Source organism: Mesorhizobium sp. CNPSo 4661, from assembly GCF_057784215.1.
This window is the reverse complement of sequence record NZ_JBWGIO010000008.1, coordinates 200,877-225,300: the sequence shown is the minus strand read 5'-3', so window position 1 is coordinate 225,300 and position 24,424 is coordinate 200,877. Positions and strand designations below refer to the sequence as shown.

Sequence of the window (24,424 nt, the reverse complement as noted above, 5' to 3'; positions counted from 1 at the left end):
CCTCAGCTCATCCAGTTGCCGCCGTCGACATTGTAGGTCTGGGCCAGGATGTAGTCGCTGTCCGACGAGGCGAGGAACACGGCGAGCCCGGCAATGTCCTCCGGCTGCGCGAAACGGCCGATCGGCACCGACTTCGCCACCGCCGCCTTCTTCTCGCCCGGCTTCAGCCCTTCCCATTTGGCGAAATGCGCATCGACCACGTCCCAATGCTCGCCATCGACGACGCCGGGCGCAATGGCGTTGACGTTGATGCCGTGCTTGACCAGCGCAAGCGCCGCCGACTGGGTCGCTGAAATGATCGCCGCCTTGGAGGCGCAATAGAGCGTCACCAGCGCCTCGCCGCGGCGGCCGGCCTGGCTCGCCATGTTGATGATCTTGCCGCCACGGCCGCGTTTGATCATCACGTTGGCCACCGCCTTCATCACGAAGAGCGGGCCTTTGAGATTGATGCCGAAGACGCGCTCATAGCTCTGTTCGGTGATGTCGGTGATCGGCGCCATGTCGAAGATGGCCGCGTTGTTGACCAGGATGTCGATGCCGCCGAATTCGCGGTCGATCTCGGCGACGACGCTCTCGATCGCGGCAAGGTCGGTGACGTCGAGCTTCTTGGCGCTTGCCGCCGGACCGATCTCCCGTGCCGCGCGTGTCGCCCGCTCGATGTCGATATCGGCGATCACCACTTTCGCGCCTTCGCGCGCAAAGGCCTGCGCGAAGCCGAGGCCGATGCCGCGCGCGCCGCCGGTGATCAGGGCGATTTTGTCCTTCAGCTTCATTGCAAATTCCAATTCTTCCGCGTTTCGAAAATGTTTGCCGGGCGCAGGCAGTTATCCAGCCCGCTCTCGAGGAACGCACGGACCCACCTTTGCTCAGGCAATTCCGAAGGAAGAAACGCTACGCGCTTCTCCTCGAATTGCCAGGCGGATCCGCGCATCCTCCGGCCGGCCGCAAGGGAGTTTCTGCGGCGGGCCGGATGGCCGGGAGGCGGCGCACGTTCCGCTTCCCGGCTTCACCTTGAGCGGGCGCGCCTATTTGATGTAGCCCGCCTCCTCCATCGTCTTCTCGACCGAAGCCTGGACTCCGTTCAGCGCATCGTCGACCGATTGCTCGCCGGTGACCGCCGCGGCGATCGCCTGGCCGACCTGCGTGCCGATGCCCTGGAATTCGGGAATGGCGACGAACTGGATGCCGGTATAGGGCACCGGGTCCTTGGTCTGCTTGGTCGGATCGGCGGATTCGATCGCGGCAAGCACGGTCGCGGCAAAGGGCGCCGCCTTCTGGTAGTCCGCGCTGGCATAGGTGGATTTGCGCGTTCCCGGCGGTGCCGCGACCCAGCCTTCGGTCTCGCCGACGCGCTGGACATAGGCCTTCGAGGTCGCCCATTTGACGAAGGATTTCGCCGTGTCCGCCTTCTTGGTCGAGGTCGGGATGGCGAGGCTCCAGGCCCAGCCCCAGGCCGAACCGTTGGGCGTGACCGCGACCGGCGCCTTGGCGAAGGCGACCTTGTCGGCGACCTTGCTCTGCTTCGGGTCATAGACGCGTCCGGCGGCGGACGTGGCGTCGATCCACATCGCGCAATGGCCGGAGGCAAACAGCGTCTGGTTCTCGTTGAAGCCGTTGGAGCTGATGCCCGGAGGGCCATTCTTCTTCATCGTGTCGACATACCAGCCGATCGCCTTCTTCCACGCATCGGAGTTGAGCTGCGGCTTCCAGTCCATGTCGAACCAGCGGCCGCCGAAGGTGTTCACCAGCGTGCCGACGAAGGCCATGTTCTCGCCCCAGCCCGGTTTGCCGCGCAGGCATAGCCCGTACTGCTCCTTCGACTTGTCGGTGAGCTTGTCGGCGAATTCGGTGACCTGGTCGTAGGTCGGCTGCTCCGGCATTTTCAGGCCGGCGGCGTCGAACAGGTCCTTGCGGTAGAGCGTGAAAGAGCTTTCGGCATAAAACGGCACGGCATAGAGATTGCCGTCGACGGTCAGGCCGCTGCGCACCGGCGCGATCAGATCGTCATAGTCGTAGTCGGCGCCGAGATCGTTGAGCGGCGTCAGCCAGCCGGCCTTGCCCCAGATCGGAGTCTCGTAGCCGCCGATGGTCATCACATCGAACTGACCGCCCTTGGTGGCGATGTCGGTGGTGACGCGCTCGCGCAGCACGTTTTCTTCCAGCACCACCCAGTTGACCTTGTTGCCGGTCGCCTTTTCCCACTCCGGCGCCAGTTTCTGCATGATGATCATGTCGCCGTTGTTGACCGTGGCGACCGTAATTTCCTCCGACAGGGCAGCGCCTGCCATCAGCGCCGAGGCGGCAGTGGCCGCGGCGAGAATTCCCATAAGCCTACGCATTGGCATTCCGTCTCCTCCTTTACGAATGCGCATGCAAAACTGAACATGCGTTCATATTCTATTGCGCTACAGGATCACTTAGTCAAGCCCACAATCCCAGCCTCCACAATGCGCGCTCATGCCTCCAGGCTTCTCAACCAAAAAGGACACGCACCCTCGCCGACATGAAAGTGAACATGCGTATAGTTTTTGTTGACACCACCGCCGCCACGATTTACCTCGATCGAAGCCCGGCGCTATCGTGAACGTTGGCGCCGGTCCGGCTGGGGAGAAGGAATTGGATCAATGAGCCGAGGGGAGATTGCGGCCGAAGCGACCGGGCCGACGATCGTCGCCGGCGAGATCCTGGTCGAGATCATGGCGAGCGAGCGTGGCCAAGGCTTCCTCGAACCACTGGCGCTGACCGGCCCCTACCCCAGCGGCGCGCCGGCCATCTTCATCGACCAGGTGGCGAAGCTCGGCGGCGGCGCCGGCATCATCGCCTGCGTCGGCCGCGATGATTTCGGCGCCATCAACCTGGAGCGGCTGAGGCGCGACGGCGTCGACGTCTCGGCCGTGTCGGTCAGCGACCGCTATCCGACGGGAAGCGCCTTCGTGCGTTACAGACCCGATGGCGGGCGCGACTTCGTCTACAACATCGCCGAATCCGCCGCCGGCCGCATCAGCCTGACGGAAGAGGCGCGGCGGCTGGCCGACGGCGCCGGCCACCTCCACGTCATGGGTTCGGCACTCTCGATCGCCGGGCTGAAAGAGATCGTCGCCTATGCCGCGAAGGCGGTGCGCGCCCGCGGCGGCTCGACCTCCTTCGACCCGAATGTGCGCAAGGAACTGATCGACGGCGCCGACGGCGCGCATTTTTCGGCGCTGGTCGACGACGCCGACCTGCTCTTGCCCTCCGGCGACGAACTGCTCGCGGCGGCCGGCGTCGCGGACGAGCGGCAGGCAGTGGCGGCGCTGATTGCGCGCGGCGTCGGCGAGATCGTGCTGAAGCGCGGCGCTGCCGGCTCCACCCGCTTCGGCGCCGATGGCAGCCGCACCGACTGCGCCGGCTTCGTCGTCGAGGAAGTCGACCCAACCGGCGCCGGCGACTGTTTCGGCGCGACCTACCTCACCTGCCGCCGCAACGGCATCGAGCCCGGCAAGGCGCTGCTCTACGCCAATGCCGCGGGTGCGCTCAATGTGACGCGGCTGGGGCCGATGGAAGGGCTGGCAGGCTTCGACGCGCTCGACCAGTTCATAGCCGGGACGGACCGGGCCAAATGACGATGACGACCAACCCGCTTCAAGGCCTCGCCACTGCCCGCCGCAATGGCAAGCCCTACGGCATCACCTCGGTCTGCTCGGCCCATCCGCTGGTGATCCAGGCGGCGATCCGGCGCGCCGTCGCCGACAGGGACGCCGTGCTTCTGATCGAGGCCACCTGCAACCAGGTCAACCAGTTCGGCGGCTATACCGGCATGACGCCGGATCTGTTCGTCGCCTTCGTACAGGGGAGCGCCGCCCGCGAAGGGCTCCCTGCTTCACGCATCATCTTCGGCGGCGATCATCTGGGACCTAACCCGTGGAGGGTGGAGCCGGCGGCACAAGCGATGAGCAAGGCCGAAGCGATGGTCACGGCCTATGTCTGGGCGGGTTTCAGCAAGATCCATCTCGACGCCTCGATGGGCTGTGCCGGCGAGCCGGCGGCGCTCGACGACGAGACCATCGCCACACGAGCCGCGCGGCTCGCCAAGGCGGCGGAAAAGGCGGCGCGCTCGCGCGGCGGCGCAATGCCGCTCTACATCATCGGCACCGAGGTGCCGGTGCCCGGCGGCGCCGACCATGCCATCAGCGACTTGAAGCCGACGGAGGCCAGGGCGGCGCGTCGCACCATCGACATCCATCGCGACACCTTCGCCCGCGAAGGGCTGGAGGAAGCATTCAGCCGCGTCATCGCGGTGGTCGTGCAGCCGGGTGTCGAATTCGGCAGCGAAAATGTCGTCGCCTACAGGCCGGAGGCATCTGCTCCGCTGACCGCGCTGCTCGACCATGAAACAGCTCTCGTCTACGAAGCGCATTCGACCGATTACCAGAGCCGTTGGGCGCTAACGGCGCTGGTGGCCAACGGCTTCCCCATCCTCAAGGTTGGGCCCGGCCTGACCTTCGCGCTGCGCGAGACGCTTTACGGGTTGGATTTGGTGGCCTCCGAAATGGTCTCCGGCTATGGCGAGCGCTCGCTTGCCAAGGCGATGGAAACGCTGATGCTTTCCGCGCCTGGCCATTGGCGCAGCCACTATCACGGCGACGCGACAAGTCTCCATCTGCAGCGGCATTACAGCTACAGCGACCGCATCCGCTATTACTGGAGCAACCCCGCGGCAAGCGTTGCGGTCGCGCGCCTGCGCGAAGCTCTGAGCGGCATCGCCATTCCCGAGACGCTGATGCGGCAGTTCCTGCCGACGCTGCCGGCAGAGCTCGGCGCCGCCGGCAATCCCGAGGCGATCCTGCTCGCCGCTATCGACCGCGTGCTTGCCGACTATGACGCCGCCTGTCGCCAGGCCTGACGCTGGACGCTTCCTCTCCTGGCCCTATAATTTAGCCGGATCGAAAATTCGGCGGAGCAAGACACGATGGGCCTCGGCAAACACAAACTCGGCGGCCAGGGGCTCGAAGTCTCGGCCATCGGCCTCGGCTGCATGGGCATGAGCCAGGCCTACGGCCCAGCCGACGAGGCGGAGTCGATCGCAACGATCCACCGGGCGATCGAGCTCGGCTGTACGTTTCTCGACACGGCCGAGGTCTATGGGCCGTTCGTCAACGAGGAACTGCTGGGACGCGCGCTGAACGGCCGGCGCGGCCAAGTGACGATCGCGACGAAGTTCGGCTTCCGTATCGTCGACGGCAAGCAGTCCGGCACCGACAGCAGGCCCGAGCATATCCGCGAGGTGGTCGATGCTTCGCTCAAGCGTCTTGCCACCGACCATATCGACCTCCTCTATCAGCACCGCGTCGACCCTGCCGTGCCGATGGAAGACGTCGCGGGCGCGGTCGCCGAATTGGTGGCTGAGGGCAAGGTGCGCTTTTTCGGCCTGTCGGAAGCCGGCATCGCCAACATCCGCCGCGCCCATGCGGTGCATCCGGTCTCAGCGCTGCAGAGCGAATACTCGCTATGGGAGCGCAACCTCGAGCCCGAGATCATCCCGGCGCTGAAGGAGTTGGACATCGGCCTGGTGCCGTTCGCGCCGCTCGGCCGCGGTTTCCTCGCCGGCGACGTCAGGCGCGCGGAAGACTATCCCGAGGGCGATTTCCGCCGTGGCGATCCGCGCTACCAGGGCGAGAATTTCGACCTGAATGTCGCCGCGGCCGCCACGGTGCGCGACATCGCCGACGCCAAGGGGGTAAAGCCCGGCCAGATCGCGATCGCCTGGCTGCTCGCCAAGGGCCCCGATTTCGGCATCGACATCGTGCCGATCCCCGGCACGAAGCGCCGGATCTATCTGGAAGAGAATGTCGCGGCGGCGGATATCACGCTGGACGCTACCGAGATGCTCGGGCTCGACATGGCGCTGACGCCCGACAAGGTGTCAGGGCCAAGGTATAACGAGCGGACGATGTCGCTGGTGGACCGGTAGGCGTGGTTTCCTCTCCAGGAGGAGCCGCAGCTCATCCGCGCGAATGCGGATCGATGCTGTAGGGATGCACCGGATAGCCATCGCCGATCACCTCGCCCACCCTTTCCACCCAGGCTTCAACCGCCGGATAGTCGGCAAGCGAGAAGCCGCAATCCTCGGCCCGGTGGGCGTAGGCGTATACAGCGATGTCGGCGATGGTGAGCGTGTCGCCGACCAGGAAAGCTGTGTCGCGCAGGCTACGCTCCAGCGCGCCAAGCGCCCGCACACCCGCCTCGCGCTTGCCCGCGACCAGTGCATGGTTGCGCTCCAGGCGGCCGGTCAGCGTCCAGAAGCGCAGCGAGCCGATGACCGGTTCGACATAGTACTGTTCGAAGAACAGCCACTGCATCACCTTGGCGCGGGCAAGACGGTCAGCCGGCAAATAGGGCGTGTCCTCCGCGACGCAGACGAGGATCGCGTTGGACTCGGCGATCGCCTGGCCATTCTCGACGGCGAGCACCGGAACGGCACCTGCCGGGTTGAGCTTCAGAAAAGCCTCGGTGCGGCTCTCGCCTTCGAAGATCGACACCATACGGGTTTCGTAGGCGATGCCGAGCAGGCCGAGCAGGACGCGAATTTTCCAGGCGTTTTGCGACGGGAGATAGTCGTAGAGCGTGAGCATGGAGTGGGTCCCCTAATGTGATGGCGCGGCGTGCCACGATGGATGCCGAGGCACCACCCGATTCAGGCATCGCAACCCAAAACACCCGGAGTCAGCGCGAGGCGCCGCCCCTTCTGTCCTGCCGGACATCTCCCCCTACGAAGAGGGACATTAGCCGCCACGCCGGCTTTCGCCAATCGTCAGCTTTTTTCAGGTGATGGCCGGCGCCAAAGCACTGATCTCCTCCAACGTGGAAGGCATGTCCGGCGCTCGGCCTTACATGTTGGCCGCATTTCGCCCTCACCGCCTCGCAATATCCTTCGCCACCGCCTGCGCCTCGATGCCGATCTCGCGCAGCAGGCCGGTGACCGGATTGTAGAAGCCGACGAGATAGACGCCGAGCTCCGTCGCGCGGGCATTCACGCCGCTCTTTACCGGCCGCAGTTCCGCCGAAAGGAAACCGTCATAGGCCGGGCGGTAGCCGGTGGCGAAAATCGCCGCGTCGAATTTCTTCTCCACTCCGTCGGCGAATTTCACGCCCTCCGCTGTGAAGCTTGCGATATCCGGTGCAATGCCGATCCTTCCCTGCTTGATCGCGGCCACCGTGCCGACATCGATCACCGGAATGCGGCCGGCTTCGATCCCTTGCAGGATGCCCTGTTTCGGCCGCACGATGCCGTATCTCTCCAACCTGCCCAGCGCCAGATCGAGAATCTTGGGGAACATCCAGTCGTTCAGCGCCTGCGGCATCGGGCGGCTGGCGATGCCCACCATCTGGATCGGCACGCCGAACAGCTGGCGCGGCACGATATGGACACCCTTGCGTACCGAGATGGTGGGCCTGGCGCCGCTTTCGGCGAGGTCGAGCCCGATCTCCGCGCCCGTATTGCCCATGCCGACGACCAGCACGTCCTTACCGACATAGGGCGCGGCCTCGGTATAGGCGGCGCTGTGCAGCACCTTGCCCTTGAAGGCCTCGATACCCGGGAAGGCCGGCGTGATCGGCTCAGCATTGTTGCCGGTGGCGACGACAACCTTACGGGCATTGAAGGGCCCGGCATCGGTCTGGACCAGCAGACGCCCACCTTCGCGGCGGACCGATTTGACGGCGACGCCGAAGCGCGGCCTCAGCCCGAAACGCTCGGCATAGGCATCGAGATAAGCGACCACTTTCTCGCGCGGGACGTAGCGTGGATGGTTTTTCGGGAACGGCACGAAGGGCAGCGACGAGAAGGATTTCACCGTGTGCAGATGCAGCCGCCGGTAATGCCGTCGCCAGGCCGGCGCAACCTCATTGGCCTTTTCAAGGATGATGAAAACCTGCCCCGCCTGTTTGAGGCAGGCGGCGACCGCGAGCCCGGCAGGGCCGGCGCCGACGATGACGACATTGGTGTCCAAAGGCCTCTCCTCCCGCCCAAGCGGCAGAGGCTATGACGAGAGGCGTGCGGGCGACAAGTAGGGAGAAGCCCCTAGAGAGAGCCGCGCTACTCCATCGCGCCCGGCAACGCGGGCTCGTCCTCGGGCGGTTCGAGGATCTCGATCAGTTTCGCCACGCGGGTGCCGGGCATGGCATGGCCCTCATTGACCAGCGCCTCGTCGGCGCCGATCCAGGCGAAGGCCTCGCGCAGTTCCTCGAGGCTGGCGCCGGTGAGCGCGATATCGGCGATAACGGCCTCGTCGACCGGTCCAAGCACGGAAATGATGTCGTTGCGGGTCATCTTGTCCTCCCCCATCGGTCGGGATGATTGCCCAAGGAAACGGCTGAGCGGTGGAAGGGGTTCCAGAAATCCCCAGGCCGGCTTCTTCCAGACGAGGCCCGATGCTATGGCTCGCCTATGAAGCCCGCCCTCCTCCTCGCTGCCTTGCTCCTGTCCACGCCGGCGCGCGCAGACTGGAAGCCCATCGAAAAGATCGACACCTACGCCGTCTCGGGCGAGAGTGCGGAGCAGCTCTATCTCTCGATCGGCGAGAAGGGACCGGTGGTCGGCACGGCCGGCAACGCGCGGCGCGTCATCGCGCATACTTTCTTCAAGCTGACCTGGCAGCGCGACTACCAGCCGCAAGGCGGCGCCTGCGTGCTGAAGACGGCGCGGCCGAAGCTGATCATCACCTACACGCTGCCCAAGCCGGCGGGAAAACTTGGTTCAGCCTTGCAAACGCGCTGGGATACATTCGCCGCCGGGCTGATCGCGCATGAGAAGGTGCACGGCACCGGCATCGTCGACATGGTGGACAAGATCGTCGCCTTCAGCACGGGCCTCACCGCCCAGAACGATCCCGGCTGCAAGAAGGTTCGGGCGGAGCTGACGGCCTATCTAGACCAGCTCTCCAAGGCGCAGCGCCAGGACAGCCGCGACTTCGACAAGCTGGAATTCGGCCGAGACGGCAACATGCTGAAGCTGATCGCGGCGTTTCTGGGCGCCCCGCCTAAAAACTGATCTCCACCGCCGCGGCACTTCGCCTGGCCTCGCCGTGGAACACCGCCTCGATGTTGTTGCCGTCGGGGTCGAGCAGGAAGCAGGCGTAGTAGCCGGGATGGTAGGGGCGCTCACCCGGCGCGCCATTGTCCTTGCCGCCGGCGGCAAGCCCCGCCTGGTAGAAAGCATCGACCATGGCGCGGTCCCTGGCCTGGAAGGCGAGATGGTGGCGGCCGGTGAGCACGCCGCGCGCCGCGCGACTGTCGGCGCTGGAGACGAACAATTCGTCCGCCCAGAAGTAGTCCTCGGCTTCGCCGCCGATCGGGATGCCCAACACCTCGAACAGAGCGCCGTAGAAACGCCGGCTGGCCTGGAGGTCGCGCACCACGAGCTGGAGATGATCGATGAGCCGGCCGCGATAGAGTTCCATGCGGGTTCTCCTGTTGAGGGGTTCAATTTAGATGGGAGCGGCGTGGGGTCAATGCGGGGTGCTTCTGACTGCTGACATGCAGAAAGGCTGGCGGGACGGCCCCCCTCTGGCCTGCCGGCCATCTCCCCCACGAGGGGGGAGATCAGATGTCACGCCGGCTTTCGCCAATCTCCTAAGTCGTAGAAAGAGCGCAGGCGCGAGAACTGCCAATCTCCCCACTTGTGGGGGAGATGTCCGGCAGGACAGAAGGGGGCGCCGTAGAGCACTTGCCTCTCAGACAATCGGCAATCTCTGACCCGCCAAAAAACTAGATAAAAAATGCAACCAGATTGTAGGATCGGTTCCCGCCCTGACGTCCTTCGGACGCAAACGGCCCGGTGGACTGGAAAAACCGTGCCGCATCAAACAGGATGCCTTTCGGCATGGGAGCAGAACCATGAACCATTCCTATCGTTGGGTCATCGTCGCGGCCGGCGCGCTGATGACCTGCGTGGCGCTCGGCGCGATGTTTTCGCTGGCGATCTTTCTGGAGCCGATGTCGCTCGACACCAACTGGTCGCGCACCGGCATTTCAAGCGCCATGACTTTGAACTTCCTGGTGATGGGCCTTGGCGGTTTCGCCTGGGGCGCGATCTATGACCGGGTCGGCGCGCGGCCCGTCGTGCTCGTCGGCGCGGTGCTGCTCGGCCTGTCGCTGGTGGTGGCGAGCCGCGCCCATTCGCTGCTAACCTTCCAGCTCAGCTATGGCGTCATCGTCGGGCTGGCGGCCAGCGCCTTCTTCGCGCCGATGATCGCGCTCACCACCGCCTGGTTCGACACCAATCGCAGCCTCGCCGTGTCGCTGGTCTCGGCCGGCATGGGTGTCGCGCCGATGACCATCTCGCCCTTCGCCCGCTGGCTGATCACGGCCTATGACTGGCGCACCGCCATGTTCGATATCGGCGTCATGGCCTGGGTGCTCTTGCTGCCCGCTGTCTTCCTGGTGCGCCAGCCGCCGACGGCGGTCGCGGCAAGCGACGGCACGCCGGCGCCTGTCACCGACGATCCCGGCATGAGCGTCGGCCAGGCGCTGCGCTCGCCGCAATTCATCGTGCTGGGCTTGACCTTCTTCGCCTGCTGCGCGTCGCATTCGGGCCCGATCTTTCATATGGTGAGCTATGCCATGTCCTGCGGCGTCGCGCCGATGGCGGCCGTGTCGATCTACAGCGTCGAGGGGCTCGCCGGCCTTGGCGGACGCGTGCTTTACGGCGTGCTCGGCGACAGGCTGGGCGTGAAGCCGGTGCTGGTCGCCGGGCTCGCCATTCAGGGGCTGGTCATCGCCGCCTACCTCACCGTCGGCCAGCTCGAGCAGTTCTACCTTCTGGCCGTCATCTTCGGCGCTACCTATGGCGGCGTGATGCCGCTCTACGCTGTGCTGGCGCGCGAATATTTCGGCCTGCGCATCATCGGCACCATCCTAGGTGCCGCCACGATGCTCTCAAGTCTCGGCATGTCGCTCGGGCCGCTTGCCGGCGGCATGATCTATGACGCCACTGCCAGCTATCACTGGCTGTTCATCGGCTCGGCGCTGATCGGGCTCGGCGCCGCCGGCATCGCCATCGCCTTCCCGCCGCAACCCAGCCGGCAGAAACTGCAGATGGCGTGACGTTGGCAGGAATGCGGCCGCCCGAAGAACCGGCGGCCGCAGCCCCGCGACTAGTTCAACGACTGGCGGCGGGCCGGCGGCGCGGGGTGGCGCTTTTCCAGTTCCGCCGCCGCGGCCTGGCGGCCTGTCTTGCGCAGGCGCTCGATATAGGCCGGCAGTTCGCCGCGCGTGTGGAACGGCCCGCCCTCGCGCATCACCGTCACCAGCGGGTCGACGTCGCTGTCGCCTCGCCTGGCCATGTCGGTGCGCCAGTCCTCCAGTAGGCGGCTGGCATGGTCGACAATATCGGGCCTTTCGGCCGTCAGGTCGTTCTGTTCATGCGGATCGTCCGACAGGTTGAACAGGCTGACCGGGCCGAAATCCTTGTAGCCGTCATGGTAGGTGCGCAGCATAAGCCAGTCGGCGCCCTCGTGGCGGAAGCGCACGCCGCGCTGCACCGCCCAGGCGCCCTGGCTCAACACCAGGAAGTCGCGACCACCCTGCTCTCCCTGGCTAAGCGCGGCGGCAAAGGAGCGGCCATCCCACGGCGCCGGCACCGTGCCGCCGAGACGATCGATCAGCGTCGCCGCCCAATCGAAATGATAGTGCAGGCCGTCATTGACGCCGTGCAGGTCCTCGGCGCCCGGCCAGCGGATGATCAGCGGCACGTTGCAGGTGTATTCGTCGGCGGTCTGATGATCGCCCCAGACATTGAGCTCGCCGAGATTCTCGCCATGGTCGGCGCCGATCACGATGATGGTCTTGTCGAACAGGTCCTGGCGCTTCAGCTCCTCGACGATCAGGCCGATGTAGTGGTCGGCATACAGGATGCCGGTGTCGTAGCCGTCGAACCAGGCCTTCACGTCGGCCATCGTGTCGATCGGCGCCGGCATGCGCGGCCATTTCGACCCGCCCGGTGCGACGTCGAAGCCGGACGGTTCCTGCGGGCTGTGCGGGCCATAGCCGGCGTGGGACTTCTCGAACATTTTTTCGGTCACCCATGCCGGCATCGGCTCCTTGGCGAAGGGATCGCCGAAGGCGTCCGGCGCGCGATAAGGCGTGTGCGGATCCCAGACATTGACGTGCAGGAACCACTGTTTCTGCGAGCCGTTGCGCTTCAGCCAGTCCAGCGCCAGCGCCGAGACCTCGTCGGCATTTTCCATGCCGGCTTTGCCGGGATTGATGATCTCGTTGAAGCCGGCATACCAGTGCCAGCAGCCATGCCGCTCGCCGAAGCTGGAAATGGTGGTGGTGTAATAGCCGAGGTCGCGCAGCGCGCGCATCCAGCCTTCCTCGTAGAAGGTGCCGGCCCAGGCGCGCTCGGCGCCCTCGCGGAACGGTTCGCAGGCTGTGCCGCCATGGCCGACGACGCCGGTGCGCATGCCGTGGCGACCGCTCCACAGCGCCGTGCGCGAGGGGTGGCAGGGAACGTCGGAGACATAGACATTCTCGAAGCGCATGCCCTCGGCCGCCAGGCTGTCGATCACCGGCGAGGTGTTGCGGTGATAGCCATAGCAGCCGAGATGGTCGCGCCTCAGGCTGTCGATGTCGATGTAAAGGACGTTCATGGGAGACTTGGTCATCGGGCACTCTTTTGGGCATGAAACTTGGCGAGGCCGCCGCCTCGCGGTGACGCCGCCCCGGGCCGATGCCCGGAGCGACGCATTGCTCGTGTCAGGCCTGCAGGTAAAGGTCGGCCATGTAGTAGTCCTTCGGGTCGAGCGAGGTGTCGAACTTGCCGAAGGTCTTGAACAGCTCGTTCATGGCGCGGAACCACCCGGCGACGGTGCCGTCCTTGGTGAGCTTCACGACATCGGCCGACGTCATCAGCTTGCCGTAGCCGGCCTCGGTCTTGAGCTGTTCGGCCGGGATGCCGAGCTGCTTGGCGGTGATCTCCACCGCCTCGTCGAGATTGGCGGCGCGATAGTCCTGCGCTTCCTTGATGGCGCCGATCACCTTCTTGACCAGGTCGGGGTTCTTCTCGACCAGATCGTTGCGGGCGATGAACACGCTGGGGAAAGTGGTGGCCGGATAAAAATCATCGTTCTTGGCGATCTCGACAAGGTCGGGCACGCTCTTCTTGATGATGCCGACGAAGGGATACCAGATGCCGGCGGCGTCGACCTGCTTGGAGGAGAAGGCGGCGACCACCGTGCTCGGGTCCATCGGCACCATCTCGATGTCGTCCACCTTCATGCCGGCCTTGGCGAGCGCGAGCCTCAGCAACATGTCGCCAGAGGTGCCGGCCGGCACCGCCACCTTCTTGCCCTTGAGGTCCGCCACCGACTTGATGCCGGCCTGGGCGATGACGCGGTCGGAGAAGCCGACATCGTTGACGGCGATGATCTTGGCCTTGCCGGTGGCCGGCAGCCACAGCGCGCCCGGCCCGAGATAGCCGAATTCCAGGCTGTTCGCGCCGAGCGCCTGGACCTGGATCGGACCGTTGGTGAAGACCTTGGTGTTGGCGGCAACACCGTGCTTTGCCCAGAGATCCTTGGCGTCGGCGATGCTGGCGATTGAAGCGCCCCAGAAATCGCCGTTGTAGCCGATGCGGGCGGTGTCGCCCTCGGCCCTTGCCGGCAGCGCGCCAGCCGCCAGGATCGCCGCCGATGCGGCCATGAAGTCACGTCTGTTCAATGTCATTTTCTCTCTCCCTGTTGTCGTTGATGTTGGTGACCGGGCCACCTCACCGGGCGGCTTGCGCGGCGGGTGGCTGGTGATAGACGGCGTGCCAGACGCGGTTGCGGATGGCGGTGAATTCGGGTGACAGGCGGATCGCCTCGGTGCGCGGATATGGCAGGTCGACCTCGATGACCTCCTGCAGCCGGCCGGGCCGCGCTGCCATGACGACAACGCGGTTGGCGAGATAAACCGCCTCGTCGACGTCGTGAGTGATGAACATCACCGTGCGGCGCTCGCGGCTCCAGGTTTCCAGAAGCTGGTCCTGCAGCTGGACACGGGTCAGCGCGTCGAGCGCGCCGAACGGCTCGTCCATCAACAAGATGACCGGATCGACGGCATAGGCGCGGGCAATCGCGCAGCGCTGCTTCATGCCGCCCGACAAGGTTTTCGGCAGCGCGTCGGCGAACTGGCCGAGCCCGACCAGATCGATGAAGCGTTCGGCGATCTCGCGCCGGCGCGCCGCCGGCTCGCCCCGGATGCGCAGGCCGAACTCGACATTGTCGCGCACCGTGAGCCAGGGAAACAGCGCATATTGCTGGAAGATCATGCCGCGTTCCGGCCCCGGCCCGCTGACCAGCTTGCCGTCCACCGTCACTCGGCCGTCGCTCGCCTCGAGCAGGCCGGCGGCGATGTTGAGCGCGGTGGATTTGCCGCAGCCGGAAGGGCCGACCACGGTGACGAACTCGCCCTCGCCGACATCGAGCGAGAAACGGTTGAGCGCCAGGAAGGAGCTGCCCTTCAGGTCGAAGCGGCGCGAGACGTTGTCGAAGACGATCTTCGGGGTCATATCCGCTCCTGCCAGATGGTGAGCCGCCGCTCGATCGCCTGCAGCGCGCGGTCCATGGCGAGGCCGAGGATGCCGATGGCGAAGAGACTGACGAAGATCGTCGGCAAGTCGTAGTAGAGCTGCGCCTGCTGCATGCGGTAGCCGAGGCCGGACTGGGCGGCGATCAGCTCGGCGGCGACCACGGTTGCCCAGGCCGATCCCAGCCCGATGCGCACGCCGACCAGGATGAAGGGCGTCGAGGCCGGCACGACGACGCGGCGGAAGATGGTGAAGTCGCCGGCGCCGAGCACGCGCGCGGCGTTGATCATGGTGCGGTCGACGCTGATCACGCCCTGATAAGTGGCGACCACGCTGGCGAGAAAGGAGGCCAGGAAGATGACGAAGATCTTCGGCGTCTCCTCGATGCCCATCGTGACGATGGCCAGCGGAATGATGGCCAGCGGCGGGATCATGCGGAAGAACTGCAGGTAGGGTTCCACCAGGGCGCGCGCCACCTTGTACCAGCCCATGGCGAAGCCGACGGGAATGGCGAGCAGCACGCCGAGCAGGAAGCCAGCGAGCACACGCGCCAGGCTGGCGGCGGTGTCGCGCAACAACTGACCGTTGCCGGCAAGCTCGATGAAGCGCGACAGCACGTCGGGCGGCCGCGGCAGGCCGACGGCCCCACTCGCGGTGAGCACCCACCAGATCGCGATGCCGGCAACCACGCCGGCAATGTTCAAGGCGAGGCTGCCATAGTCGAAGACGGCCGGCCGGCCGGCCGCGGAAGCGGCGCGCGACTTTTCAGCAACCGAACTCATCGCGGAGCCCCCGAATAGAACAGATGGTCGAGCGCCACTGCCGCGCCGCCGATGGCGCCGGCACCCGGCCCGATGCTCGAACGCTCGAAGCGCATCATGTCGCGCATCGGCGGCAGCACGCGTGGCGGCACGCCGGCGCGAATGGCGTCGATGAAGCTTTCCGGCGCCTCGCCGAGATGGCCGCCGAAGACGATCAGGTCAGGATTGAGCAGGTTGGCGGCGCTGGCGATGGCCGTTGTCAGATGACGCACGGCCTCGTTCCAGACCTCGGGGTGTTTTTCGACGGCTGCGAGCAGTCGCTTCGGATGCGGCGTGTCGATGCCCGCCGCGCGCGACAACGCCCGTTCGGACAGGAAGGTCTCCAGGCAGCCGGTGCTGCCGCAGGCGCAGCGCGCGCCATGCTCGACGACCTGGATATGACCGAGCTCGACTGCGCCATGGCCGCCGGGCCGGAACGGCCGGCCATCGACCACCAGCCCAGCGCCGAGGCCTGTGCGCAGATAGATGTAGAGCAGCGCCGAGGCCTCCCGGCCGATGCCGTAGCGCGACTCCGCCAACGCCATAGCGCTGACATTGTGCTCGACGACGACGGGCATGCCGAGCGCGCCTTCGAGTTCGTCGGCGAAGGCGACGTCGCGCCAGTCGTAGTTGATCGACAACAGGTTGCGCCGCCGCTTGATGTCGACGGGGCCTGGCACGCCAAGCCCCATGCCGAGGATCTTCGAGCGGTCGGCGTCGGTCTTGCGGATCAGGCTGTCGACCATGCGGGCGACCTTGGCAATGACGCGCGCCGGCTCGATGGTCGAGGTGTCGAAGTGAAAGGAATCGAGCTGCTTCACCGAGGCCCGCAGATCGGTGACCGCGGCGTGGATGGTGCCGGCCCCGATATGCACACCGACGACGTGGTGGGCATCGGGCACCAGCGCCAGGCCGACGGCAGGCCGGCCGATCGGCGCCCCGCCCCCGGCCGCCTGCGTGAGCTCGGAGACGATGCCGTCCTTCAAAAGCTGCGCGGTGAGATGCGTGAGCGCGGTCGGCGACAGTGCCGTGCGGCGGGCCAGCTCCGCCCGCGACTGCGGACCGTCATCCCTCAGGATGCGCAGGATCGCGCCGTGATGAATGCCCATTGTTCCTCCCATTTATTTTCTAATGTTTAGAAATTAATTCGAGGGTGTCAAGCGAGGTTGGTGAAGTGCTGGTTTTGCGGGATTGGAAGACCGGGGTTGGAAGATAAAGCGCGGCGACAAAGCTGCCGATCTAGCCCCTCGTGGGGGAGATTGGCTAATCACCCAGTCCCCGTTCCCGTGCGCACCGCCTCGCGGTCGCTCTCGTCGCGTTTCACCCGCTCGTCGGAGATCAGCACCACCGGGCATGGGCTTCGCCTCAGCACGCCGGTCGTCGTCTCGCCGAAGATCAACTCTTCGCCCTGGCGCCGCGCCACGCCCATGACGATCAACGCCACGCTGCGGCTGGCCTGGCGGGCAATGGCATCGGCGGCTGCGGCTCTGCTGCGGATCGCGGTCTCGATCTCGACGCCGTAGCGGTCGGCGAGCGCGACGATATCCTTCAGCACCGCTTCCCTGCGGCGATGCGAGACGGTGTCGCGTGGCTCGTCGCGACCAACCCTGGCGACATAGAGCATCTTGACCGGCGCACCGGTGACGGCGGCGATGGCCAAGGCCAGTTCGGCGCCGCGGCGGGCGACCGCAGTGCCGTTGACCGGCACCAGTATCTTGCCCGATCCCGGGCCGAGCTTCGGCGTCTGGCGGCCTACGGCTGCCGGTTTCAGCACCAGGCAGAGCGGCCCATCGAAGGCGCCGGCGACTTCGTTCAGCCGGTGCGAGAAGCCGCCCTTGGAGGTGACCGCGCGACCGAGGCCGACGAGCAGCATGCCGTAGCCTTTGCGCGCCTCCCTGGCGACCGTTTCGGCCGAAAGCTCCTCATGCTGGCGGCGGGTGACCGGCGCTTCGCGCACTGGGCTCTCGTCGGATTTCTTCGCGGCCTCGCGGCTGTCCTCCGCACCTTTTTCGATCTCGTCCAGATGCAGCCCCTCGGTTGGCTCGGCATCGATCTCACCGCTGGAATGCAGCACTGTCATCGGCTTGCCGGCGCCGATGACGCCGGCAAGATAGGCGGCAAAGCGGCCGACGACGCCCTCGTCGACCACCACCAGAAGCCTCTCCAGATTGGCGACGAAACCGCGCTGGTCCACCTCTTCGCGCTCCAGGCGCTTCTTCTCGTTCTCGCCGATCGGCAGGCGCCGCAGCGCCCAGCGCAATGTCGGCGGCATGACGAGGGTGGTGATGACGGCCATGGTGAGGATCATGGTGAAGAGGTTGTGCGACAGCACGCCCATCGAGAGGCCGATCGAGGCGACGATCACTTCGGTCGAGCCACGCGCGTTCATGCCGCAACCCACCGCGATGCCTTCGGCACGGCTCATGCCGGCGACTTCCGCGCCGATGAAGGCGCCGCCGAACTTACCGATCGAGGCGATCACCACCAGCGCCACGGTAAGCAATGCCAGCTGCGGGTCGATCAGCACGGTGAGATCGGCCGACAGGCCGGCGACGCCGAAGAACACCGGCATGAAAAGGGCGGTGATGATGCCGCGCAATTGCCCTTCGATATGCCGCGACAGGATCGGCGACTCGCCCACCAAAATGCCCGCGACAAAGGCGCCGAGCACGGTGTGGACGCCGATCAGGTCGGTGATCAGCGCCATCGCGCCCATGATGGCCAGGATGACGGTGACCACCGCGTATTCCGAACGGAACGTGTCGTTGGTCCAGCGGATGGCGTCGAAGACGATGCGGCGCCCGAGCGTGAAGGAAAACGCCATGAAGGCCGCGACGCCGAGGATGGTGAAGGCAAGATTGCCGATCTCGATCCGCCCCTTGGTTGCTATGCCGATGGTGATGGCGATGATTACCCAGCCGATCGTGTCCTCGATGATGGCCGAGGACACGATGATCTGGCCGAGGTCGCGACGCATGAAATTCATGTCGCGCACCACCATGGCGACGATCTTGACCGAGGAGATGGAAAGCGCCGTGCCAAGGAACAGCCCGGCCACGATGCGCTCGCTGCCGGTCGCAAGCAGCGAAGCCGGCATGAACTGCGCGGCGGTGAAGCCGAGCGCGAAAGGCACAGCGACGCCGGCGGCCGAGATCGAAAAACAGGCGCGGCCGACGCGGCGCACGAGCCTCAGATCCGTCTCCATGCCGGTGAGCAGGAGCAGCATCAGAACGCCGAGCTGGGCGATGGCGTTGATCATCGACTTCTGCGAGGCGTCGCCGGCGAAGACCAGCCGCTCGGCCTCCGGCCAGACCCAGCCGAGCAGCGAAGGGCCGAGCAGGATACCGCCGATCAGCTGCCCCATCACCGCGGGCTGGCCCAGTATTTCCAGCACCTCGCCGATACCGCGCCCGACGACCAGAAGCAGGATCAGCTCGGCGACGAAGATGCCTTCCGAGGACATGCCGGTCCTCTCGGCCGCGAAGGCGACGGCGGGCATCAGGGCGAGCGCGGCAGCACCAAGCGCGATCCAGATCGACAGCGACCGTCGCCGATTGAGCATGTTGAACAATATGCACCCCTCATTCCTCGCGTCGGCATAACGGTTTGGCGCGAGGATCGTTGCACGGCTTTTCCTCGCCCCATGAAATGGGGAGAGGTGCCTCGGCGAAGCCGAGACGGAGAGGGAGAACGCCGGTTCGACCGGTAAAAGCGTCTCTATGAGGAAGACATTCGCCCTACGAAAGATCCTCTCCGTCCGGCTCGCGGATACCTCGCCCCGCCTTTGGCAAGGGCGAGGAAAAGCTTCTACAATTCTAATCAAATGCCACGGCCGATTTTTGCTTCGCGGTAAAGCGACTCGACGATGTTGGCCCAAGGCGGGGCAATAAGGAGAAGCTAATGAAAAGCGACTTTGCCGCCGCCCACCTGCACCTCGACCGGGCGTGCCATTACCTGCGTGGCGACGATGAAACGAGCCGTGCCGCGCTTCAAGCGCTCGACCTTGTGATCGAGGCGGTGGCGGCAGCCCAGCATGCCAGGCCGATGGCCGATGTGCTACCCTTTCCGCGGCGCGCGAATGGTGGTCTTCCCCCGCTTGCATCCTGACTTATGCGCCTGAAAAGGCGGGAACATTTTGGGGCGGCCGCACGTTGTGCTATACGGGGTGTGGCCGGCCTGTTCTTAGTTGGGATGCGGCCGGCCATGGCGGCGGGAGGCGCATGGCAAAATGTCCCAGACGACGGCCGCAAAATCCACCGGCGCGGCCACGGCCTCGAAATCCACCGAGGCGAGCGCGCCGGCAACATCGACCGAGAAGGCAGCACCTCCACGCGCCTCCGACACGCTGGCGCTGAAGCTCAGCTCTGCCGAATTCACCACGACGCTGTCGCATTTCCACCGCGCCGAGATCGCGCGCATGGCCGGCTGGCGCGACCGGCTCGACCGCACCAGCAACTGGGCGATCACCGTGGTGGCGGCGATGCTGTCGGTGTCGCTGTCGACTCCCAGCGCGCATCATGGCGTGCTTTTGTTCGCGATGCTCCTGATCACGCTGCTTTTGTGGATCGAGGCGCGGCGCTACCGCTTCTTCGACGTCTACCGCGCCCGCGTGCGGCAGTTCGAGCGCTACTACTTCGCGCAGATATTTTCGCCGCAGCCCGACTATGCCTCCAACTGGCTGGCCATACTGGGTGAAGGCCTGCGCTCGCCGCGTTTCCTGATCTCGCAGCGCGCGGCGCTGATCCGCCGGCTGCGCCGCAACTACATCTTCATGTACACGATCCTGCTGCTTGCCTGGATCCTGAAGATCACCACGCCAAGCCTCTCGCGCGAAGGCTCTCCGATCGGTTTCGGCGCCTCGCTCGTCGATACGTTCCGAGTGGCGACGCTGGGGCCCATCCCCGGCGTCGTCGTCGTGTGCGGGGTGAGCGCCTGCTATCTGGCGCTGCTTGCCGCCGCTTTCCTGGTCCGCTCCGATGACGGCGAGCTGTCCTTCGGCGATGTGCATGTGTGAGTGAGGCACTAGGCAGTAGGCAGTAGGCAGTAGGCAGTAGGGGGATAGCCGCTTTCCATGCTGCCTCGCAACGCCCTTTTTCCTATTGCCTACTGCCTACTGCCTAGTGCCTACTGCCCAGCAATGGCTTCAGGCTTTGAATCGCAAAGCCGGTCCAAGTGTCTGTTTCTGGAGGAGATCGCATGGACGACACCGACCAATGGCGCAACATGGCGAGCGCGCCGCGGGACGGCAGCCGCATCCTGGTGACGGTGCGCTCCTCCGAACAGGGGCCGGCCGAGGTCGACATGGCCTACTGGTCGCGCGCCGACCAGTTCGGCGAGGAAGGCTGGCGGGCGTCGGACTCCTCGCCCGGCCGCGTCGTCGAATATGCCGAGCCGGAGCTCAGATGCTGGATGCCGCTGCCGACCGCTGGGCGCCGGTCGATGCCAAGCCCGTGGGAGGGTGAGGACGTGCCGCTGGTGGACGGCGATGGGATTTAAGGCGGCCTACCCCGACTATTTGGTGCAAGCGGCCGTGACGGCCGATCCCCCAGTAGGGGACATTTCCCCACAAGGAGGGAGATTGGCTGTGCACCGGCTTTCGCCAATAAGCGGCGTTAGCTGTCGTGATCTTACAGAAGGCGGCTTCTGGGCTTAAACCTAGTTGCAAAAACTTTTTCGGCACGCCGAGAGAGTGCCGACCCGATCCAGGTCGCGAAGGCAAGAAGCCGAAGCGCGAACCCTTCGAAGTCGACGATGGATGTACTCACCTGCCGATGCTTGCGTTGCCGGTCAAGGTACCACGCCAGCGCAATATCATGCCGACACGGCGCGCTGATGTCCTGCCCGCCGATTTGGTCGTCGCCATGCCAGATTGGCCATTCGCTCGGGCGTTGCACGGCATCCTCCTCAGATTGATGTCCAATGCGGATAATCTGGAGGAGGACCGTGAGAGACACGCAGCAACCGGCGTGATCAAATCGTGAAAAATGCTGGCCGCATGAGATCCGGGTTGAATTAGAGACTGCTAAGCGAAAGAATTGCCTCGATCATGGTCGGGGTGGCTTCCGATGACGGCGCCGCATCTTCACCTGCTGGGTGGTTTCGACTTTAACGGCGTCGGGGCGACGGCTCCGGCCTTCAGTCGCAAGGCGCGCGGCATGGTGGCTTACCTTGCGCTGCAGGCCGGGCAGGCGCAGTCGCGCGAAAAGCTCGCGGCGCTGCTCTGGAGCCTCAATGGCGAGGCCCAGGCGCGGATGAGCCTGAGGCAGGCGGTGTCGTCCGTCCGCAAGGCGATAAGCGTCGCGGGCGGGGGGCGCTTCCTCACCGACGGCGCGAACCTTGCGCTTCACCTCGACGATATCGATTTCGACGTGGCGCGCTTCGAGGCGCTGGCCGCGGGCCCCGCGCCCGAGGATCTCGAACAGGCCGCCGCCCTCTATCGCGGCGACCTGCTCGACGGGCTCGGCCTGCGGGAAGAGCCGTTCGAGGAATGGCTGCGGGTCGAGCGCGAGCGCCTGCGGGCGATCGCCGTCGCGGCGCTGGACAGGCTGATCAATCATTACACCACCGCAGCTGACCCCGCCGCTTGCATACGGGCCGCCATGCGCCTGCTGGCGATGGAGCCGCTGCGCGAGGATGCCCATCGTGCCCTGATGCGAAGCTACGCGGCTCAAGGGCGCGTCAACCTGGCGCTGAAGCAATATGAGGTCTGCCGCGACGCGCTGCAGCGCGAGCTGCGGCTGATGCCGGAAGCCGAAACCCGGCACTTGCATGACGAGTTGCGCGCCCGCCGCATCGCGTCTCCTGCCCGGCCCTCGGCTTCGAGCCCCGAACCCGCGCGGCCACCAACTCACTATGTCAAATCGTCGGGGGTGAACATCGCCTACCAGGTGACCGGCGATGGGCCGGTCGACCTCGTCTACGTGCCGGGCTGGGTCTCCAATCTCGACCTGGCCTGGGCATCGCCGCGCTTGGCGCATGTGCTGAAGCGGCTCGGCTCCTTCTCGCGTCTGATCCGCATCGACAAGCGTGGCACCGGCCTCTCAGACCGCAATGTCGGCCTGCCGACGCTGGAACAGCGCATGGAAGACGTGCGCGCCGTGCTGGACGATGTCGGCTCCGATCGCCCGGTGCTGTTCGGCAGTTCCGAGGGCGGACCGATGTGCCTGTTGTTTACCGCCACCTATCCAGAACGCACCGCCGCGTTGGTGCTCACTGGAGCTTATGCCAGAGGCACATGGTCGAAGGATTATCCCTGGGCCCGAACCGTCGATGAGGTGCAACAGGATATCGACACCGTCGAACGACAATGGGGCGAGCCCGCCGACATGCGCAACGCCGCGCCCAGCCTGATCGAAAACATGGTCGAGCGCGAGTGGTTCGCCGCCTATCTCAGAAATTCGGCCTCGCCGGCCGACGCGATCGCGCTCTGGCGCTGGGGCACCGAGATCGACGTGCGCGACATCCTGCCGGCGATCCATGTCCCGACGCTCGTGCTGCAGCGGACCGGCGATCGCTGGGTGAAGCCGGAGGAAGGACGCTATCTGGCGACGCATATCGAAGGCGCCAGATATGTCGAGCTTGCCGGAAGGGACCACGTGATCTGGGGCGAGGACTGCGACGGCCTAATCGACCAGATCAGGGATTTCGTGATCGGTGCGCTGCCGCCGGCGCGAGCGGAAAAGGTGCTGATATCGGTGCTGGCGCTCGCCATCGACGGCGCGGCCGACGACGCGAAAGCGGCCGGGCAGGCAGACATCGTTCGCGACGGATTGCTGCTTGGCGGCGGCTCGGAGATCAGGCGATCGCGTGACACGCTCCTTGCCGCATTCCAGCGGCCGACGCGCTCGATCGAATGCGCGATGGCGATCGCCAATCGCCTGGGGCCATGCGGCCTCAAGGTTCGCGCGGCGATTCACATCGGCGAGTGCGAGGCGCGTGGCGAGGACTTTTCCGGCATCGCCATCGAAGTCACGGCGCGGCTTCTGGACCATGCCAAGCCGGGCCAGATCATCGCATCGCGAACGATGCGCGACCTAGTCGTCGGCTCCGGCTTGACCTTCGAGGAACAAGGCGAGATGAAAGCAAGCGGCCTGCCCGGCGCGCTCCAGTATTTTGCCGTAACCGGGTCCCCGCCAGGCCTCTGACTTTCGTTTAGAACAAAAACGCCGCCGTCGCCGGGTCCGGCCCCGTCCGGCCATCACGCGAATCCAGGCCGTGGATGGTCTGCATGTCGCTCGCATCCAGCTCGAAGCCGAAAACGTCGAAATTGCTCGCGATGCGCTCCTGGTGGATCGACTTCGGAATGACGACCAGGCCCTCCTGCAGGTGCCAGCGGATGATCACCTGCGCCACCGACTTGCCGTGCTTCTTCGCCAGCTTCTCCAGCGTCGGGTCCGCCAGCAGCCGACCGCTGCCCAGCGGGCTCCAGCTCTCGATATGGATGCCGTGCTTCTTGTGGAACTCGCGCTTGTCGCGCTGCTGGAAGCGCGGGTGCAGTTCGATCTGGTTGACGACCGGCGTCACGCCGGTCTCGCCGATGATGCGTTCCAGATGATCCTGGTTGAAGTTCGAGACGCCCACCGACTTGATACGGCCGGCCTGCTTTAGCTCAACCAGCGTCTTCCAGGCCTCGACATATTTGTTCTGGCTGGGCACCGGCCAGTGGATGAGAAAGAGGTCGATCCGGTCGATACCGAGCTTCCGCATCGTATCGTCGAAAGCGCGCAACGCCTCGTCGCGCTGATGCGCGCCGTTGCGCAGCTTGGAGGTGATGAACAACTCGTCCCTCGGCACGGCGGCCGCGCGGATCGCCTCGCCGACGCCTTCCTCGTTGCGGTAGCCCTCGGCGGTATCGATGAGGCGATAACCGGCCTCGATGCCCCAGCGCACGACCTTGGCGGTGATGTCGGGATCGACTTGCCACACGCCGAGGCCGATCTGAGGGATCGTGGCGGCGTCGTTCAATGTCAACTGTTCAGGCATGAATCGTTCCTTCTGCACTGTGGGTTGGCCCCGCCTATGTAGTTTCCAGATTTGGAATGACGAGCTGATGTGCGGAAAAATGGGCGTCCTTGCA

The 24,424-nt window shown here is 65.5% G+C and carries 23 protein-coding genes; 10 read left to right on the top strand and 13 right to left on the bottom strand.

Going from position 1 to position 24,424, the window contains the following annotated elements:
• Positions 1-2 precede the first annotated feature (2 nt).
• Positions 3-773 carry an L-iditol 2-dehydrogenase gene (locus AC0YKC_RS14290; RefSeq protein WP_434722183.1) on the bottom strand — a complete coding sequence of 257 codons (771 nt, stop codon included), beginning with the start codon at positions 771-773 and terminating at the stop codon, positions 3-5.
• Between the two features lie 252 nt (positions 774-1,025).
• Complete coding sequence (locus AC0YKC_RS14285) at positions 1,026-2,339, bottom strand: ABC transporter substrate-binding protein (RefSeq protein WP_488511492.1); 1,314 nt, start codon at positions 2,337-2,339, stop codon at positions 1,026-1,028.
• Between the two features lie 285 nt (positions 2,340-2,624).
• On the opposite strand from AC0YKC_RS14285, the gene AC0YKC_RS14280 reads away from it, so the two are divergent.
• The 3 genes from AC0YKC_RS14280 to AC0YKC_RS14270 all read left to right on the top strand — a co-directional run bounded on the left by AC0YKC_RS14280 (position 2,625) and on the right by AC0YKC_RS14270 (position 5,950).
• Positions 2,625-3,602: a tagatose kinase gene (locus AC0YKC_RS14280; protein WP_488511491.1), complete on the top strand. Its 978-nt coding sequence runs from the start codon at positions 2,625-2,627 to the stop codon at positions 3,600-3,602.
• The gene (locus AC0YKC_RS14275) at positions 3,599-4,882 is read left to right on the top strand and encodes a D-tagatose-bisphosphate aldolase, class II, non-catalytic subunit (RefSeq protein ID WP_488511490.1); all 1,284 of its coding nucleotides are present in this window, start codon (positions 3,599-3,601) and stop codon (positions 4,880-4,882) included. The genes AC0YKC_RS14280 and AC0YKC_RS14275 overlap by 4 nt, the downstream gene beginning before the upstream one ends.
• A gap of 66 nt (positions 4,883-4,948) precedes the next feature.
• A complete protein-coding gene (locus AC0YKC_RS14270; RefSeq protein ID WP_488511489.1) occupies positions 4,949-5,950 on the top strand; it encodes an aldo/keto reductase in 1,002 nt (333 codons plus the stop codon).
• A 31-nt stretch (positions 5,951-5,981) separates the two neighbouring features.
• Here the strand turns inward: AC0YKC_RS14270 and AC0YKC_RS14265 are convergent, their stop codons facing one another.
• The 3 genes from AC0YKC_RS14265 to AC0YKC_RS14255 all read right to left on the bottom strand — a co-directional run bounded on the left by AC0YKC_RS14265 (position 5,982) and on the right by AC0YKC_RS14255 (position 8,308).
• Entirely contained in the window at positions 5,982-6,611 is a 630-nt protein-coding gene (locus AC0YKC_RS14265) for a glutathione S-transferase family protein (RefSeq protein ID WP_434722178.1), read from the bottom strand.
• A 279-nt stretch (positions 6,612-6,890) separates the two neighbouring features.
• Positions 6,891-7,988: a flavin-containing monooxygenase gene (locus tag AC0YKC_RS14260; protein WP_488511488.1), complete on the bottom strand. Its 1,098-nt coding sequence runs from the start codon at positions 7,986-7,988 to the stop codon at positions 6,891-6,893.
• Positions 7,989-8,074: 86 nt separating this feature from the next.
• Positions 8,075-8,308 (bottom strand): hypothetical protein, encoded by a 234-nt coding sequence (locus AC0YKC_RS14255; protein WP_320295990.1) that lies wholly within the window; start codon positions 8,306-8,308, stop codon positions 8,075-8,077.
• Positions 8,309-8,425: 117 nt separating this feature from the next.
• Here AC0YKC_RS14255 and AC0YKC_RS14250 point away from each other — a divergent pair, with 117 nt between their 5' ends.
• Positions 8,426-9,028, top strand: a complete 603-nt coding sequence (locus tag AC0YKC_RS14250) for a DUF922 domain-containing Zn-dependent protease (protein ID WP_488511487.1) — start codon at positions 8,426-8,428, stop codon at positions 9,026-9,028.
• Here AC0YKC_RS14250 and AC0YKC_RS14245 read toward each other — a convergent pair.
• Positions 9,018-9,437 carry a VOC family protein gene (locus AC0YKC_RS14245; RefSeq protein WP_488511486.1) on the bottom strand — a complete coding sequence of 140 codons (420 nt, stop codon included), beginning with the start codon at positions 9,435-9,437 and terminating at the stop codon, positions 9,018-9,020. The genes AC0YKC_RS14250 and AC0YKC_RS14245 overlap by 11 nt on opposite strands.
• Positions 9,438-9,873: 436 nt before the next feature.
• Here AC0YKC_RS14245 and AC0YKC_RS14240 point away from each other — a divergent pair, with 436 nt between their 5' ends.
• Positions 9,874-11,082 (top strand): MFS transporter, encoded by a 1,209-nt coding sequence (locus tag AC0YKC_RS14240; protein WP_488511485.1) that lies wholly within the window; start codon positions 9,874-9,876, stop codon positions 11,080-11,082.
• A gap of 50 nt (positions 11,083-11,132) precedes the next feature.
• On the opposite strand, the gene AC0YKC_RS14235 is transcribed toward AC0YKC_RS14240, so the two are convergent.
• The 6 genes from AC0YKC_RS14235 to AC0YKC_RS14210 all read right to left on the bottom strand — a co-directional run bounded on the left by AC0YKC_RS14235 (position 11,133) and on the right by AC0YKC_RS14210 (position 18,910).
• On the bottom strand, positions 11,133-12,629 hold the full coding sequence (locus AC0YKC_RS14235) for a sulfatase-like hydrolase/transferase (RefSeq protein WP_488511529.1): 1,497 nt from the start codon (positions 12,627-12,629) through the stop codon (positions 11,133-11,135).
• 106 nt (positions 12,630-12,735) lie between these two features.
• On the bottom strand, positions 12,736-13,698 hold the full coding sequence (locus AC0YKC_RS14230) for an aliphatic sulfonate ABC transporter substrate-binding protein (RefSeq protein WP_488511528.1): 963 nt from the start codon (positions 13,696-13,698) through the stop codon (positions 12,736-12,738).
• Between the two features lie 49 nt (positions 13,699-13,747).
• Positions 13,748-14,530: an ABC transporter ATP-binding protein gene (locus AC0YKC_RS14225; protein WP_488511484.1), complete on the bottom strand. Its 783-nt coding sequence runs from the start codon at positions 14,528-14,530 to the stop codon at positions 13,748-13,750.
• A complete protein-coding gene (locus tag AC0YKC_RS14220) occupies positions 14,527-15,330 on the bottom strand; it encodes an ABC transporter permease (protein ID WP_488511483.1) in 804 nt (267 codons plus the stop codon). The genes AC0YKC_RS14225 and AC0YKC_RS14220 overlap by 4 nt, the downstream gene beginning before the upstream one ends.
• Positions 15,327-16,457 (bottom strand): ROK family transcriptional regulator, encoded by a 1,131-nt coding sequence (locus AC0YKC_RS14215; RefSeq protein ID WP_488511482.1) that lies wholly within the window; start codon positions 16,455-16,457, stop codon positions 15,327-15,329. The genes AC0YKC_RS14220 and AC0YKC_RS14215 overlap by 4 nt, the downstream gene beginning before the upstream one ends.
• 158 nt (positions 16,458-16,615) lie before the next feature.
• The gene (locus AC0YKC_RS14210) at positions 16,616-18,910 is read right to left on the bottom strand and encodes a cation:proton antiporter domain-containing protein (protein ID WP_320296389.1); all 2,295 of its coding nucleotides are present in this window, start codon (positions 18,908-18,910) and stop codon (positions 16,616-16,618) included.
• Positions 18,911-19,248: 338 nt separating this feature from the next.
• Here AC0YKC_RS14210 and AC0YKC_RS14205 point away from each other — a divergent pair, with 338 nt between their 5' ends.
• From AC0YKC_RS14205 to AC0YKC_RS14185, 5 genes are all read left to right on the top strand, one after another.
• On the top strand, positions 19,249-19,455 hold the full coding sequence (locus AC0YKC_RS14205) for a hypothetical protein (RefSeq protein WP_320295996.1): 207 nt from the start codon (positions 19,249-19,251) through the stop codon (positions 19,453-19,455).
• A gap of 121 nt (positions 19,456-19,576) precedes the next feature.
• On the top strand, positions 19,577-20,362 hold the full coding sequence (locus AC0YKC_RS14200; RefSeq protein WP_320295997.1) for a DUF2270 domain-containing protein: 786 nt from the start codon (positions 19,577-19,579) through the stop codon (positions 20,360-20,362).
• Between the two features lie 182 nt (positions 20,363-20,544).
• Positions 20,545-20,844, top strand: coding sequence for a hypothetical protein (locus AC0YKC_RS14195; protein ID WP_488511481.1), 300 nt, complete (start codon positions 20,545-20,547; stop codon positions 20,842-20,844).
• Between the two features lie 125 nt (positions 20,845-20,969).
• Complete coding sequence (locus AC0YKC_RS14190) at positions 20,970-21,329, top strand: hypothetical protein (protein WP_320295998.1); 360 nt, start codon at positions 20,970-20,972, stop codon at positions 21,327-21,329.
• Between the two features lie 84 nt (positions 21,330-21,413).
• Positions 21,414-23,492: an alpha/beta fold hydrolase gene (locus AC0YKC_RS14185; RefSeq protein ID WP_488511480.1), complete on the top strand. Its 2,079-nt coding sequence runs from the start codon at positions 21,414-21,416 to the stop codon at positions 23,490-23,492.
• A gap of 7 nt (positions 23,493-23,499) precedes the next feature.
• Here the strand turns inward: AC0YKC_RS14185 and AC0YKC_RS14180 are convergent, their stop codons facing one another.
• Positions 23,500-24,330 carry an aldo/keto reductase gene (locus AC0YKC_RS14180; protein WP_488511479.1) on the bottom strand — a complete coding sequence of 277 codons (831 nt, stop codon included), beginning with the start codon at positions 24,328-24,330 and terminating at the stop codon, positions 23,500-23,502.
• Positions 24,331-24,424: the final 94 nt, after the last annotated feature.